The sequence below is a fragment of the Plantactinospora sp. KBS50 genome (genome assembly GCF_002285795.1).
GTDB lineage: Bacteria > Actinomycetota > Actinomycetes > Mycobacteriales > Micromonosporaceae > KBS50.
The window spans coordinates 384,041-398,466 of the sequence record NZ_CP022961.1 but is presented as its reverse complement, the minus strand read 5'-3'; the positions used below and the strand labels follow the sequence as shown (position 1 = coordinate 398,466).

General features: G+C 71.5%; 11 protein-coding genes and 3 pseudogenes. 3 read left to right on the top strand and 11 right to left on the bottom strand.

What is annotated here, in order from left to right; translation table 11 throughout:
* The first annotated feature begins 70 nt into the window (after window positions 1–70).
* A complete protein-coding gene (locus CIK06_RS32265) occupies window positions 71–220 on the top strand; it encodes a hypothetical protein (protein ID WP_369916080.1) in 150 nt (49 codons plus the stop codon).
* On the opposite strand, the gene ccsB is transcribed toward CIK06_RS32265, so the two are convergent.
* The 6 genes from ccsB to hemL are packed head-to-tail and all read right to left on the bottom strand — an operon-like array spanning window position 186 to window position 6,252.
* On the bottom strand, window positions 186–1,229 hold the full coding sequence (gene ccsB / locus CIK06_RS01800) for a c-type cytochrome biogenesis protein CcsB (protein ID WP_095563336.1): 1,044 nt from the start codon (window positions 1,227–1,229) through the stop codon (window positions 186–188). The genes CIK06_RS32265 and ccsB overlap by 35 nt on opposite strands.
* The gene (locus CIK06_RS01795) at window positions 1,229–2,839 is read right to left on the bottom strand and encodes a cytochrome c biogenesis protein ResB (protein ID WP_095563335.1); all 1,611 of its coding nucleotides are present in this window, start codon (window positions 2,837–2,839) and stop codon (window positions 1,229–1,231) included. The genes ccsB and CIK06_RS01795 overlap by 1 nt, the downstream gene beginning before the upstream one ends.
* A complete protein-coding gene (locus CIK06_RS01790) occupies window positions 2,839–3,663 on the bottom strand; it encodes a cytochrome c biogenesis CcdA family protein (RefSeq protein ID WP_095563334.1) in 825 nt (274 codons plus the stop codon). Before CIK06_RS01790 ends, CIK06_RS01795 begins: the two co-directional genes overlap by 1 nt.
* A complete protein-coding gene (locus CIK06_RS01785; RefSeq protein WP_095563333.1) occupies window positions 3,663–4,250 on the bottom strand; it encodes a TlpA disulfide reductase family protein in 588 nt (195 codons plus the stop codon). The genes CIK06_RS01790 and CIK06_RS01785 overlap by 1 nt, the downstream gene beginning before the upstream one ends.
* Window positions 4,250–4,897 (bottom strand): histidine phosphatase family protein, encoded by a 648-nt coding sequence (locus CIK06_RS01780; RefSeq protein WP_095563332.1) that lies wholly within the window; start codon window positions 4,895–4,897, stop codon window positions 4,250–4,252. The genes CIK06_RS01785 and CIK06_RS01780 overlap by 1 nt, the downstream gene beginning before the upstream one ends.
* Complete coding sequence (hemL, locus tag CIK06_RS01775) at window positions 4,894–6,252, bottom strand: glutamate-1-semialdehyde 2,1-aminomutase (protein ID WP_095563331.1); 1,359 nt, start codon at window positions 6,250–6,252, stop codon at window positions 4,894–4,896. The genes CIK06_RS01780 and hemL overlap by 4 nt, the downstream gene beginning before the upstream one ends.
* A gap of 129 nt (window positions 6,253–6,381) precedes the next feature.
* On the opposite strand from hemL, the gene CIK06_RS01770 reads away from it, so the two are divergent.
* Window positions 6,382–6,717 carry an STAS domain-containing protein gene (locus CIK06_RS01770; RefSeq protein ID WP_095563330.1) on the top strand — a complete coding sequence of 112 codons (336 nt, stop codon included), beginning with the start codon at window positions 6,382–6,384 and terminating at the stop codon, window positions 6,715–6,717.
* 222 nt (window positions 6,718–6,939) lie between these two features.
* Entirely contained in the window at window positions 6,940–9,234 is a 2,295-nt protein-coding gene (locus CIK06_RS01765) for a cellulose binding domain-containing protein (RefSeq protein ID WP_369916079.1), read from the top strand.
* A 176-nt stretch (window positions 9,235–9,410) separates the two neighbouring features.
* Here the strand turns inward: CIK06_RS01765 and CIK06_RS01760 are convergent, their stop codons facing one another.
* The 5 genes and pseudogenes from CIK06_RS01760 to CIK06_RS30455 form a co-directional block, all read right to left on the bottom strand.
* Window positions 9,411–9,971 (bottom strand): two-component system response regulator, encoded by a 561-nt coding sequence (locus tag CIK06_RS01760; RefSeq protein WP_095563328.1) that lies wholly within the window; start codon window positions 9,969–9,971, stop codon window positions 9,411–9,413.
* A 31-nt stretch (window positions 9,972–10,002) separates the two neighbouring features.
* Complete coding sequence (locus CIK06_RS30460; RefSeq protein WP_369916162.1) at window positions 10,003–12,423, bottom strand: ATP-binding protein; 2,421 nt, start codon at window positions 12,421–12,423, stop codon at window positions 10,003–10,005.
* Window positions 12,424–12,575: 152 nt separating this feature from the next.
* Window positions 12,576–12,668, bottom strand: a pseudogene (locus CIK06_RS32260) (hypothetical protein); the annotation flags it as partial.
* Window positions 12,669–12,685: 17 nt separating this feature from the next.
* A pseudogene (locus CIK06_RS32255) lies at window positions 12,686–12,922 on the bottom strand (HAMP domain-containing protein); the annotation flags it as partial.
* A gap of 204 nt (window positions 12,923–13,126) precedes the next feature.
* Window positions 13,127–14,365, bottom strand: a pseudogene (locus tag CIK06_RS30455) (HAMP domain-containing protein); the annotation flags it as partial.
* Between the last annotated feature and the right edge of the window lie 61 nt (window positions 14,366–14,426).

The following is a 14,426-nucleotide window of genomic DNA, read 5'->3' as shown; positions in this document are numbered from 1 at the left end:
AGGGCCGACCGTCTTCGGCCAGCTCACGTCCATTGGCACCTCGACCTGGCTGCCGATCGCCTACCTCGGCGTGGTCGGTACCGCCTACGCCTTTGGTATCCAGCTCTATGCGGTGCGCCGGGGAAGCCCGACTCGGGTGGCCATCTTCATGTCCACCGAACCGGTGTTCGCCAGGCCGATTGCCGCTACTTCACCCCGGCGTACGAGTGCAGGCCGCTGATGAACAGGTTCACCCCGAACAGGTTGATCAGCATGGTGACGAAGCCCAGCACGGCGATCCAGGTGGCCAGCGAGCGCTTCACGCTCGGGGTGGCGCGGGCGTGCAGGTAACCGGCGTACACCACCCAGGAGATGAACGCCCAGGTCTCCTTGGGATCCCAGCCCCAGTACCGGCCCCAGGCCGCCTCCGCCCACACCGCGCCGGCCATCACGCCGAAGGTCCAGATCGGGAAGGCGAACGTGTGCAGCCGGAAGGTCATCCGCTCCAGCGGCGCGGCGGCCGGGACGCGGCGGCCCAGCGAGTACGGGAACCGCCGCTTGCCCTGCTCGTAGCCGTCCCGGATGAGGAACATGACCGCCGGGACCGCGCCGAGCAGGAACAGGCCGGAGGCCAGGCTCACGGCGGTGATGTGGATGACGAACCAGTACGAGTTGAGCGCGGGTACCAGCGGGCCGATCGGCACGTAGACCACGAGACCGGCCATGGCCAGCAGCAGCACTTCGGCGACGGCCACGAACAGGCCGAGGTGCCGGACGCCGGGTGCGCCGCGCAGCACGACGAACCAGCCGACGACCGCCACGAACGTCGCGACCAGCACGTACTCGTACATGTTGCCCCAGGGCAGGCGGTCCGCCGCGATCCCCCGGGTGACGATGGTGGCCAGGTGCGCGACGGCGGCGAGCGCCGTGGCGGACACCGCGAGCCGGCCCATCAGGGCCGCCCGCCCCGGCCCCCGGTCGACCACCGGCTCGGTCGCCGTGCCGTCCGGCCCGGTCGTCATACCGTCCGGCCCGGTCGTCATACCGTCCGGCCCGGTCGTCATACCGTCCGGCTCGGGGGCCGGCACGGAGCCGCCGGCGCCCGCCGCGACCAGCTCTCGGGCCGGCCGGATCGAGCCGCGGCCCACCGCCGCGCGGTTGCCGAAGGCGTACTCGGCGGCGTGGCAGATCATCGCGATCAGGTACGCGAAGATCGCCACGACCAGCAGCTGATCGGACAACTCGGCCATCAGTCGGTCCCCTCCCGCTTCCGGTCGCCGGTCACCGCGGTGACGAGCTGGTCGAACTCGTCGGCGAAGCCGGAATAGTCGGTGCGCGGCAACCCGCCGGCCTCGACCAAGCTACTACCGTCCGTCGTGGAGCCCTCCGTCGGGGCGCCGACCACCCGGAACCAGACCCGGCGGCGCCGGCCGGTGAGCGACAGCATCAGCCCGACCAGCAGCGCCACCGCACCACCCAGCACGATCTTCTCGCCCGGGTCGTAGCGGACCGCGAGCGTGACGTACGGGCGGGTGCCGAGGAACTCCATCCGGCTGCCGTCGTCCAGCGTCCACGTGTCACCGGGCCGCATCACCTTGGTACCGACCTGCTTGAGCTTGCCCGCGGAGATCTGCCGCTGGTCGAGCCGGTACACCGAGCCCGGGATGCCGGCGTCCAGGCCCAGGTTGCCGCGGTACGCCACGACGTTGAGCAGCGGATTCCGCTCGGCCGGGAACTCGGACCGGATGTACGGCGCCGAGTCCGGCGCGGTCGGCAGGTACAGCCCGTCGAAGGCGACCTGCTGGTCCGGGTCCCGCGTACCGGTCTCCGGGTCGAGGTCGACGTCCGGGAAGGTCGCGACCCCCTGCCCGGTCAGCAGCCCGTCCTCGGTGAGGAACGGTGCGACGGTGGTCTGCGTCCGGCCGTACCGGTCGGTGTACCGGATCACCGGGGCGTACCCGTGCCCGAGCAGGTAGACGTTGGCGTGGTGCAGCCGCAGCGGGTCGTTCACGCTGAAGTCGGTGAGCCGCGACGCCCGGCCCGGCTCCTGCACCCGGACGCTCGCCCGGAACGAGCGGGGCTGCCCGGACTGCTGGTACGTGGCCTGGAAGTCGGTGAGCTCCAGGCAGAACGACGGCAGGTCCGACGCGTCCAGCCGGGGACCCAGCCCGCTCTCGTCGTACTGCTGGAGCCCGTTGCAGAAGGTCCGGTCCGGCCCGGCGACCAGCATCCGGTTGCCGTGCCAGCCGTACCAGTTGCCCAGCGCCACGCCGAGCAGGACGGCGATCAGGCTGAGGTGGAAGACCAGGTTGCCGGTCTCCTTGAGGTACCCCTTCTCGGCGGCGACCGTGTCGCCGCGGACGGCGACCCGCCAGCGGCGGCGGCGCAGCACGGCGGCGATGGCCGCCGGGTCGGTCGCGGCCGGGTCGGTCCGCACCCGGTGCTGCGGCAGCCGGTCCAGCCGACGCGGCCCGGCCGGCGGCGCCCCGCGCAGCGCGCGCAGGTGGTCGCGGGCGCGCGGCACGATGCAGCCGACCAGCGAGACGAACAGCAGCACGTAGACGGCGGAGAACCAGGGCGAGGCGAAGACCTCGAACGCGCCGACGGAGTTGAGCACCGGGAACAGCTTCGGGTGCGCCGCCTGCCAGTCGTTGACCTGCTCGATGTTGACGCCGCGCTGGGGCAGCAGCGAGCCGGGGATCGCGGCCACCGCCAGCAGGAACAGCAACACCAGCGCGGTGCGCATGCTGGTGAGCTGCCGCCACGAGTTGCGCAGCAGCGCCAGCGCCCGGTTCGGCCGGCCCGGCGGAAGGGTCGGCGGCGCGGCGGGCGGGCCGGTCACCCCGGTCGCGGTGGCCATCAGATGCCCACCTCGCCGGGGCCGACGGTGGTCTGCAACCAGATGATGAAGTCCTGCCAGCCGCCGGTGACCAGGGCCAGCCCGACGATGATCAGCAGCGCGCCGCCGAGCCGGGTCACCCACCGGCTGTTGCGGCGGATGGCCCGGAAGAGCCCGAGCAGCCGGGAGAAGCCGAGGCCGAAGATCATGAACGGCAGGCCCAGGCCGAGGCAGTACGCCACGGCCAGCACCGCGGCCCGGTCGGTCTGCCCGCCGACGGTGGCCAGTCCGAGCACCGCGCCCAGGGTCGGTCCGGTGCACGGTGCCCAGGAGAGCGCGAACACGGCGCCGAAGACCGGGGCGCCGAGCAGCCCGGCGGCCGGCAGCCGGTGCAGCCGGAACTCGCGCTGGAGCCCCGGAATGAAGCCCAGGAACGCCACACCGAGCACCATGATCACGGCACCGACCACGACCTCCAACGCCCGGCGGTGCATCAGCATGGCCTGGCCGATGCCGGCCAGCAGGATCGCGGTGAGCAGGTAGACGGCCGTGAAGCCGGCGATGAACAGCAGCGTCCCGGCCAGCACCCGCCCCTTCACGGACCGGACGGCCCGACTCGGGGCCACCATGACGGGTCGGGAAACCTTCCCCGCGCCGCCGCGGTCGAGGTCGGTGGCGCCGCGTTCGAGGTCGGTGCCGGCCAGCCCGGTCACGTACGACAGGTAGCCGGGCACCAACGGCAGGACGCAGGGCGAGAGGAAGCTCACCAGGCCGGCGAGCGCCGCGGCGCCCACGGCCAGCAGCAGCGGGCCGGAGCGGGCCAGGTCGGCGAAGGCGGCGCCCATCAGTCCCGGGCCGGTTCCTCGGCGGCGACCCGGTCCACGACCGGTCGCAGGTCATCGGCGCGCACCGCCCTGCGGATCACCACCGCGATCCGGCCCGCCCGGTCCAGGATCACGGTCGCCGGAATCGAGTTGGGCGGCACCTGGAAGCCCAGCGCCAGCTTGCCGCCCGGGTCGTACAGGCTCGGGTACGTCAGCCGGCCCCGCTCGAACGCCCGCGCGGCGTCCTGGCCGTCCCGGGCGTTGATGCCGAGGAACCGCACCCCCGCGTCCCGGGTGGCCTGGTACGTCGACTCCAGGTCGTCGGCCTCGGCCCGGCACGGCGCGCACCACGAGCCCCAGAAGTTGACCACCACGACCTGACCGCGGTCCTGCGTGACGTCGTACGACCCGCCGTCCAGCAGCTCGCCGCTGATCGGGGTGGGCGGCGGGCGATTCCCGGGCGCGCACTGCACGACGCCCTCCGGCGTGGTCTCGCAGTCGCGCCGCCAGTCGAAGCCGGAGCCGTCGCCGGAGCAGCCGGCCGTCCCGAGCGCGAGCACGGCGACGGCGCCGGCGAGCACGCCGGATACGCGCCGCGGCCCAGCCATCACGCCCCCTTGGCCGTCCGGGCATTGGGCGACAGCGCGACGAGGTGGGCGGCCGGCTCCGAATAGCCGATCCCCACGATCTTGGCGCCGTCGAAGTGGAAGGAGGTGAGGCTGGCCAGCCCGCACTGGCGGCGGCGCGGGTCGTGCCACAGCCGCTTTCGCTCCACGTACCGGCGAAGGGTCCAGATCGGCAGCTGGTGCGAGACGCAGAGCGCCTCGCGGCCCTCGGCGGCCAGTCGGGCGGCCTGGAGCGCGCCGAACATCCGCTGGGCGATCACCGTGTACGCCTCGCCCCAGGACGGGGTGAGCGGGTCGCGCAGCACCCACCAGTTGCGCGGATCCCGGAACGAGCCGTCGCCCGGCGAGACCCGCTTGCCCTCGAACCAGTTCGCGCTCTCGATGAGCCGTTCGTCGACCCCGACCGGCAGCCCGAACTGGGCGGCGATCGGGTCGGCGGTCTGCTGGGCGCGTTCCAGCGGGCTGGCCACCACGTGCACGATGTCCCGCTCGGCAACCGCCTGGGCGGCGGCCTTGGCCATCTGCACGCCCAGCTCGGAGAGGCGGTAGCCCGGCAGCCGGCCGTAGAGGATCTTTTCCGGGTTGTGCACCTCGCCGTGCCGGAGCAGGTGTACGACCGTCTCGCTCACGCCTGTCCCCCGCTCTCGTTCGTGTGCGCCTTGGCCGCGGCGGTGGCGGCCCGCGGCAGGGCGTCGGCGATCCGGTCCAGCGCCGCGTCGTCGGTGGCCAGCGCGTCCGAGACGAACCACGCCTCGAAGGCGCTGGGCGGCAGGTAGACGCCGTCGGCGAGCATCGAGTGGAAGAACGCCCGGTACGCGGCGACGTCCTGGCCGCTGGCGGTCTCGTAGTCGCGTACGTCGACGTCGCTGAAGAAGATCGAGAACATGTTGCCGGCGGTGGAGAGCCGGTGCGGCACCCCGGCCGCGGTGAGGGCATCCCCGGCCAGCCGGCCGAGCCGGTCCGCGACCTCGTCCAGCCGGCGGTAGACGGCGTCGTCGGCCAGCCGGAGCGTGGCGAACCCGGCGGCGCAGGCGAGCGGGTTACCGGACAGGGTGCCGGCCTGGTAGACCGGGCCGGCCGGCGCCAGCCGGGACATGATCCCGGCCCGGCCGCCGAACGCGGCCGCCGGCAGGCCGCCGCCCATCACCTTGCCGTAGGTGAACAGGTCGGCCTCGACCGGCTGGTGTCCGGCCCAGCCGCCGCGGCTGACCCGGAAGCCGGTCATCACCTCGTCGAGGATCAGCAGCGCGCCGTACGCGTGCGCGATGCCGGCGAGCCGGGCGTTGAAGCCGTCCCGGGGAGCGACCACGCCCATGTTTCCGGCCGCGGCCTCGGTGATGATCGCCGCGATGTGCTGTCCCTGCTCGGCGAAGACCGCCTCCACGGCCGCCGCGTCGTTGTACGGCAGCACGATGGTCTCGCCGGCGGCGGCACCGGTGACCCCGGGCGAGTCCGGCAGGCCGAGGGTGGCCACGCCGGAACCGGCGGCGGCCAGCAGGGCGTCCACGTGCCCGTGGTAGCAGCCGGCGAACTTCACGATCTTGGAGCGGCCGGTGAACCCGCGGGCCAGCCGGATCGCCGACATGGTGGCCTCGGTGCCCGAATTGACCAGGCGGACCTGCTCGACGGGGGTCCGGGCGACGATCTCGGCGGCCAGGTCGACCTCGCCGGGGGTGGGCGTGCCGAAGCTGGTGCCGTTGGCGGCCGCCGCCTGCACCGCCGCGACCACCTCGGGATGGGCGTGGCCGAGCAGCAGCGGCCCCCAGGAGGCGACCAGGTCGACGTAGCGGCGCCCGTCGGCGTCGAAGAGCCAGGCGCCCGAACCGCGCACCATGAACCGCGGTGTGCCGCCGACGGCCCGGAAGGCGCGTACGGGGGAATTGACCCCGCCCGGCACGATGCCGAGGGCGCGGTCGAACAGGGCCTCGGAGGCCGGCGCCGCGCTCGGGTACGGAGCGCCGCCGGCAGGATACGGATCAGTCACGGCTCTCCCATTCTGTCAGCGCCGTCGCGCCGACCGGCAGCGACCCCACCGGCGGGTTACCGGGCTCACGCCGCCGCTCGGGCGTGCGCTCGACGGGCCGGAGTGGCTTGATCGCGATAGGCTGGCTCCGTGGAGCGTGCGGAGCTGACCATCAGGGTGCAGCGTACGACCGACGAGGTGACACTCGGCCTCGCCGGTGAGATCGACATGCTCACCGCGGTGCGGCTCTCCGCGGTCGTCAACGAGGCCCTGGCGGAGCCCCCGCCGCGGATCGTCCTCGACCTGGCCGGGGTGACGTTCTGCGATTCGCAGGGGCTGGGCACGCTGGTGGTGCTCAGCCGCAAGGCGAGCCACGCGCAGAGCCTGCTCATGCTGACGAACGTCGGCGAGTTCCTGATCCGGGTGCTGGACATCACCGGGCTGCGCTCGGCGCTGATGATCCGCAACGAGCAGTCCGCGAGCTGACCGGCGCCGCTCGCCGGAGCCCCTGGGCACCGCGGGCACGCGGCCGGGTGTCCGCCGCGTGGTTGTGCGGCAAAAGGCTGATGGTCTAGGGTGCTTTGCGCGCGGAGTGAATCACGAGGGTCGATGTAAGCGCTTACCCGCCCAGCGCCGGCAGGTCCCGCGGATCCAGGGCAGACCGCGGTGACGACGGCGGCGCACCCGACCTCATGAAGAGGCATGCCCATGTCACGTACCTTCTCCCGCCGGAGCGCGTTCCTGGCCGCAGCGGTGGCCGCGACGCTCACGGCCGGGACCCTCGGCACGATAACCGCCGCCCAGGCCGCCGCCGGCTGCCAGGTCGACTACCAGATCGCCAGCCAGTGGGGTGGCGGCTTCGGCGCCAACGTCACCATCACCAACCTCGGCGACCCGATCAACGGCTGGACCCTGACCTGGTCGTTCACGGCCGGCCAGCAGGTCACCCAGGCCTGGAACGCCACGGTCAGCCAGTCCGGCGCCCAGGTCACCGCCACCGACGCCGGTTACAACGCGTCGATCGGCACCGGCGGCACCACGTCGCTCGGCTTCAACGGCTCGTGGAACAACAGCAGCAACCCGGCGCCGACGAACTTCACCCTCAACGGCACCGCCTGCAACGGCGCGGTCCCGACCACCGCGGCACCCACCACGGCGGCACCGACGACCGCGGCACCCACCACCGCCGCGCCGACCACCGCGGCACCCACCACGGCGGCACCGACCAGCGCGCCGCCGACGACACCGCCGGCCGGCTCCAAGCAGATGGAGAACCTGGACCGCGGCCTGATCAGCGTACGGTCGGGCAGCGGCAACCTGGTCTCCTGGCGGCTGCTCGGCACCGAGACCTCCGGAGTGTCGTTCAACCTGTACCGCGGCTCGACCAAGGTCAACTCGTCGCCCATCACCGGCGCGACGAACTACCTGGACTCCGGGGCGGCGGCCGGTTCGGCGTACACCGTGCGGGCCGTGGTGAACGGCACCGAGCAGGCGGCGTCCGCCGCGGCGTTGCAGTTCCCCTCCGGCTACCTGGACGTACCGATCCAGCCGCCGTCCGGCGGCACCACCCCGGACGGGGTCGCCTACACGTACTCGGCCAACGACGCCAGCGTCGGCGACCTGGACGGGGACGGCCGGTACGAGATCGTGCTCAAGTGGGACCCGTCCAACTCCAAGGACAACTCGCAGTCCGGCTACACCGGCAACGTGTTCGTCGACGCGTACACGCTGACCGGGACCCGGTTGTGGCGGATCGACCTGGGCCGCAACATCCGGGCCGGCGCCCACTACACGCAGTTCCAGGTGTACGACTACGACGGCGACGGCCGCGCCGAGGTGGCCATGAAGACCGCCGACGGCACCCGGTCGGGCACCGGCCAGCTGATCGGCTCCTCCACCGCCGACTACCGCAACTCCAGCGGGTACATCCTGTCCGGTCCGGAGTACCTGACCATGTTCGACGGCCGCACCGGCGCCATCCTGTCCACCGTGAACTACGACCCGCCGCGCGGCACCGTGTCGTCCTGGGGCGACTCCTACGGCAACCGGGTCGACCGGTTCCTCGCCGGCACCGCGTACCTGGACGGGCAGCGCCCGTCGCTGATCATGGCGCGCGGCTACTACACCCGGGCCGTCATCGCGGCCTGGGACTTCCGCAACGGCAGCCTCACCAAGCGCTGGACGTTCGACTCGAACAACTCCGGCAGCGGTTCCGCTGCCGGCCAGGGCAACCACAGCCTCTCGATCGCCGACGTGGACGGCGACGGGCGGCAGGAGATCGTGTACGGCGCCGCCACGATCGACGACAACGGCCAACTGCTGTACTCGACCGGCATGGGCCACGGCGACGCGATGCACGTCGGCGACCTCGACCCGAGCCGCGCCGGGCTGGAGATCTTCAAGGTGGACGAGGACTCCAGCAAGCCCAGTTCCTACTTCGCCGACGCCCGGACCGGGCAGATCCTCTGGCAGACCGCGGCCAACGGCGACAACGGACGCGGCGTCTCCGGCGACATCTGGGCCGGCAGCCCCGGCGCCGAGTCCTGGTCCGCCGCGGTGGACGGGCTGCAGAACACCCGGGGCCAGAACGTCGGCCGGAAGCCGTCCTCGACGAACTTCCTGATCTGGTGGGACGGCGACCCCGTGCGGGAGCTGCTGGACAGCACGCACATCGACAAGTACGGCACCAGCGGCGACACCCGGCTGCTCACCGGCAGCGACGTGGCGTCCAACAACGGCACCAAGGCCACCCCGGCGCTGTCGGCGGACATCCTCGGCGACTGGCGCGAGGAGGTGATCTGGCGTACCAACGACAGCCGGGCGCTGCGCATCTACAGCACCCCGACCACCACGAGCACCCGGATCTACACGCTGATGCACGACCCGCAGTACCGGGTCGCGATCGCCTGGCAGAACACCGCGTACAACCAGCCGCCGCACCCCGGCTTCTTCATCGGCGACGGCATGGCCACCCCGCCCACCCCGAACATCTACCTGCGCTGATTTTGGCGCGGCCGGTGGGTTAGCGCTAACACCCTCCCGGGTACGGGTGCCGGGGTCTTCGGCTGGACCGAGGATCCCGGCACCTGCCCGTCAGCGGCCGGACCCCGCGACAGGGCGCCGCGTCAGAGCGGGTGTACGCGTCAGAGCGGGTGTACGCGTCAGAGCGGGTGTACGCGTCAGAGCGGGTGTGCGGGCGTCGGGCCGGCCTGCTCCAGCAGCTCCAGGGCGCGATCCCGGGCGTCCGGATCCCCCGAACGCAGCACCGTGACCGCCTCGTGCACCGCGCCGGACAGCGCCCGCCACCGGTCCTCCCGTTCCCGGACCAGTTGCGACTGCATGCGCAGCTGCCGGTTCTTCTCCCACAGCTCGACGAACACCGACACCTTGGCCCGCAGCACCCACGGGTCGAACGGCTTGGTGAGGTAGTCGACCGCGCCGACGGCGTACCCGCGCAGCGCGAGCTGCGCGTCGCGGTCGGCGGCCGTCAGGAAGATGATCGGGATGTGCCGGGTCCGTTCCCGGCGCTTGATGTGGCTGGCCGTCTCGAAACCGTCCATGTCCGGCATCTGGGCGTCCAACAGGATCACCGCGAAGTCGTCCACGAGCAACTGCTTCAGCGCCGCCTCGCCGCTCTCCACGGCGACCGGGGTGACCGGCAGGCCCTGGAGGATCGCCTCCAGGGCCAGCAGGTTCTCCCGACGATCGTCGACCAGCAGCGCCCTGGCCTGCTCGCTCACCCGCGGTGCCCTCCTTGCGTCCGTGTCGTGGTCATTCTCCGCTGTCCCGCCCGCCGCCGGTCACCCAGACCGCCATCAGCTCGATCAGCTCGTCCAGGTCCACCGGCTTGGTGATGTAGTCGCTGGCCCCGGCGGCCAGCGCCGACTCCCGGTCGCCCGGCATCGCCTTCGCGGTCAGGAACACCACGGGCAGCTCCGCGAAGTGGTGGTTACGCCGGATCGCCCGGGTGGTCTCGTACCCGTCCTGGTCCGGCATCATCGCGTCCATCAGCACGATGTCGACCTCCGGGTGCTCGGCCAGCAGCCGCACCCCGTCGACGCCGTTGTCCGAGTACAGCACCGTCATGCCGTGCAGCTCCAGCGCGCTGGTCAGGGCGAAGACGTTCCGTACGTCGTCATCCACGATCAGCACGGTGGCACCGTCCAGCTGCCGGGCGGCCGGGGTGAGCACCGGCTCCCGGTCCGCCATCGGACGCAGCACCGGCGCCCCGGTGCCGAGCAACTGCGGCGTGGCCGCCGGGATCGGCGACGCGACGACGGTGTCCGGGGCCAGCACGTCCGGCACCCAGAGGGTGAAGGTGGAACCCTGCCCCGGCGCGGAGGACACCGTGATGGCGCCGCCGAGCAACCGGGCCAGGTCGCGGCTGATCGACAGGCCCAGCCCGGTGCCGCCGTACCGGCGGCTGGTGGTGCCGTCGGCCTGCTGGAACGCCTCGAAGATCGGGCCGACCTTGTCGTCCGCGATGCCGATCCCGGTGTCGATCACCTCGAACGCGACCACCTGGTTGGCGCTCTGCAACGCCGGTACGTCGAAGTACCGCCCGGCCGGCGCCGGGCCGATCCGCAGCGTCACCGCGCCGTTGTCGGTGAACTTCACCGCGTTGGAAAGCAGGTTCCGCAGGATCTGCTGGAGCCGCTGGGCGTCCGTGACGATCGCCACCGGCAGCTCGCGGGACACCCGTACCTGGAAGTCCAGGCCCTTCTGCTCGGCCTGCGGGGTGAACGCCTGCTCCACGTAGTTGCGGATCTCCGCGAACCGCACCTCGACCGGCTCCACGTCCATCCGGCCGGCCTCGATCTTGGACAGGTCGAGGATGTCGTCGATAAGCGACAGCAGGTCGGAGCCGGCGCTGTGGATGGTCCGGGCGAACTCGATCTGCTTCTCGGTGAGGTTGAGTTCCGGGTTGTCGGCGAGCAGCCGGGCCAGCAACAGCAGCGAGTTGAGCGGCGTGCGCAGCTCGTGGCTCATGTTGGCCAGGAACTCCGACTTGTACGCCGAGGCCCGGCTGAGCTGTTGCGCCTTCTCCTCCAGGCCGATCCGGGCCAGCTCGATCTCCCGGTTCTTGGTCTCGATGTTGGCCTTCTGCTCGCTCAGCAGCTGGGCCTTGTCCTCCAGCTCGGCGTTGGTGCGCTGGAGTTCCGCCGACTGCTCCTGCATCTCGTGCGCCAGCCGCTGGGACTGGGCCAGCAGTTCCTCGGTACGCCGGTTGGCCTGGATCGTGTTGACCGCGACGCCGATGGTGAGCACCAGCCGCTCGAGGAAGGCCAGGTGCAGGTCCGAGAAGGTGGTGACACCCGCGAACTCGATCACGCCGAGCAACTCGCCCTCGAAGAGCACCGGCAGCACCACCAGGTCCGCCGGCGGGGTCTCGGCGAGACCGGAGCGGAGGGTGAGCCGACCGTCCGAGACCGCCCGTACCCGGATGGTCCGCCGGGACAGGGCGATCTGGCCGACCAGGCCCTCGCCCGGACCGAAGGTCACGGCATGGTCCCGGGCCACGTAGCCGTACGAGGCGGTCAACCGCAGCCGGACCACCCCGTCCAGGTCGTCGGCCAGGAAGAACGCCCCGAGCTGGGCGTCGACCAGCGGGGTGACCTCCATCATGATCATGCGGCAGACCTCGCCGAGGTCGCGCTGACCCTGCAACAGGTCACCGATGCGGGCCAGGTTGGAGTCCAGCCAGCCCTGCTCGGCGTTCTTCTTGGTCGTCTCCCGCAGGGTGACGATCATCTGGTTGATGTTGTCCTTCAGCTCGGCGATCTCCCCCTGCGCCTGCACCGCGATGCGCTGGGTGAGGTCGCCGCGGGTCACCGAGGTGGAGACCTCGGCGATCGCCCGGAGCTGGGTGGTGAGCGTGGAGGCCAGCCGGTTGACGTTCTCGGTGAGGTCGCGCCAGGTGCCGGCCACCCCCGCACCTGCGCCTGGCCGCCCAGCTTGCCCTCGATGCCGACCTCCCGGCCGACCCGGGTCACCTCGTCGGCGAACGACGAGAGCTGGTCCACCATCGTGTTCACGGTGTTCTTCAGTTCCAGGATCTCGCCCTGGGCGTCCACCGTGATCTTCTGCGACAGGTCGCCCTTGGCCACCGCCGTGGTCACCGAGGCGATGTTCCGCACCTGCGAGGTCAGGTTCGAGGCCATCGAGTTCACGTTGCCGGTCAGGTCCCGCCAGGTCCCCGAGACGCCCTTGACCTGCGCCTGGCCGCCGAGCTTGCCCTCCGTGCCCACCTCGCGGGCCACCCGGGTCACCTCGTCCGCGAACGACGACAGCTGATCCACCATCGTGTTCACCGTCGACTTCAGCTCCAGGATCTCGCCCTGGGCGTCCACCGTGATCTTCTGCGACAGGTCACCCTTGGCCACCGCCGTGGAGACCGAGGCGATGTTCCGCACCTGGGCCGTGAGGTTCGAGGCCATCGAGTTCACGTTGTCGGTCAGATCCCGCCAGGTACCGGCCACCCCCGCACCTGCGCCTGACCACCCAGCTTCCCCTCCGTGCCCACCTCACGGGCCACCCGGGTCACCTCGTCCGCGAACGACGACAGCTGATCCACCATCGTGTTCACCGTCGACTTCAACTCCAGGATCTCACCCCGAGCATCCACCGTGATCTTCTGCGACAGGTCACCCTTGGCCACCGCCGTGGTCACCGAGGCGATGTTCCGCACCTGAGCGGTCAGGTTCGAGGCCATCGAGTTCACGTTGTCGGTCAGATCCCGCCAGGTACCGGCCACCCCCCGCACCTGCGCCTGACCACCCAGCTTCCCCTCCGTACCCACCTCACGGGCCACCCGGGTCACCTCGTCCGCGAACGACGACAGCTGATCCACCATCGTGTTCACCGTCGACTTCAACTCCAGGATCTCACCCCGAGCATCCACCGTGATCTTCTGCGACAGGTCACCCTTGGCCACCGCCGTGGAGACCTGGGAGATGTTCCGCACCTGCGAGGTCAGGTTGCCGGCGAGCTGGTTGACGTTCTCGGTGAGGTCCCGCCAGGTGCCGGAGAGGCCCCGGACCTGCGCCTGGCCGCCCAGCTTGCCCTCGATGCCCACCTCGCGGGCCACCCGGGTCACCTCGTCGGCGAACGACGAGAGCTGGTCCACCATCGTGTTCACGGTGTCCTTCAGCTCCAGGATCTCGCCCTGGGCGGCCACCGTGATCTTCTGGCTGAGATCGCCCCGGGCCACCGCCGTGGAGACCTGGGCGATGTTGCGCACCTGGGCGGTCAGGTTCGAGGCCATCGAGTTGACGCTGTCGGTCAGGTCCTTCCAGGTGCCGGCGACGTTCGGGACGTCCGCCTGGCCGCCCAGCTTGCCCTCCGTACCCACCTCGCGGGCCACCCGGGTCACCTGCTCGGCGAACAGCCGCAGGGTGTCGGTGAGCGAGTTGATGGTCTGGGCCAGGTCGGCCACCTCGCCCCGGGCCGACACGGTGATCTTCTGCGACAGGTCGCCCTTGGCCACCGCCGTGGCCACCTGGGAGATCGACCGCACCTGGTGGGTCAGGTTGGACGCCATGGTGTTCACCGAGTCGGTGAGGTCCCGCCAGCGGCCCGAGACGCCCCGCACCTGCGCCTGGCCGCCCAGCTCGCCCTCGATGCCCACCTCCCGGGCCACCCGGGTCACCTCGTCGGCGAACGACGACAGCTGGTCCACCATCGTGTTCACGGTGCGGCCGATCCGCAGGTGCTGGCCGCGCAACGGGCGGTCGTCGATCTCCATGACCACGTGCTGCGAGAGGTCGCCGTTGGCGACCGCGGCGATCACCCGGGCGATCTCGGTGGTCGGCCGGCCCAGGTCGTCGATCAGGGAGTTGACCGCGCGCTGGCTCTCCGCCCAGGACCCGTCCAGGCCCTCCTCGTCCAGGCGCTCGGTCAGCCGCCCGTCCCGACCCACCGTACGGCTGATCCGCCGCAGGTCGAGATGCTGCCGCTCCTGCACCGACACGACCTCGTTGAAGGCGTCGACGGCTTCGCCGGCCGCACCCGCGCGGCGGGGCAGCCGTACCTTCAGATCGCCCCGGCGGACCCGCCGCAGCGCCTCGGTGAGTTCGCCGATCAGCTCCGCCTCGTGCACAGCCGTGCCCGCGGAGGATTCGTTCACGGTGGTCATGGAAGTCCCTCACTCAGCTCGCCGGTGGTGGGATCGGTACTCGCGACCCGCCCGTGGCCAG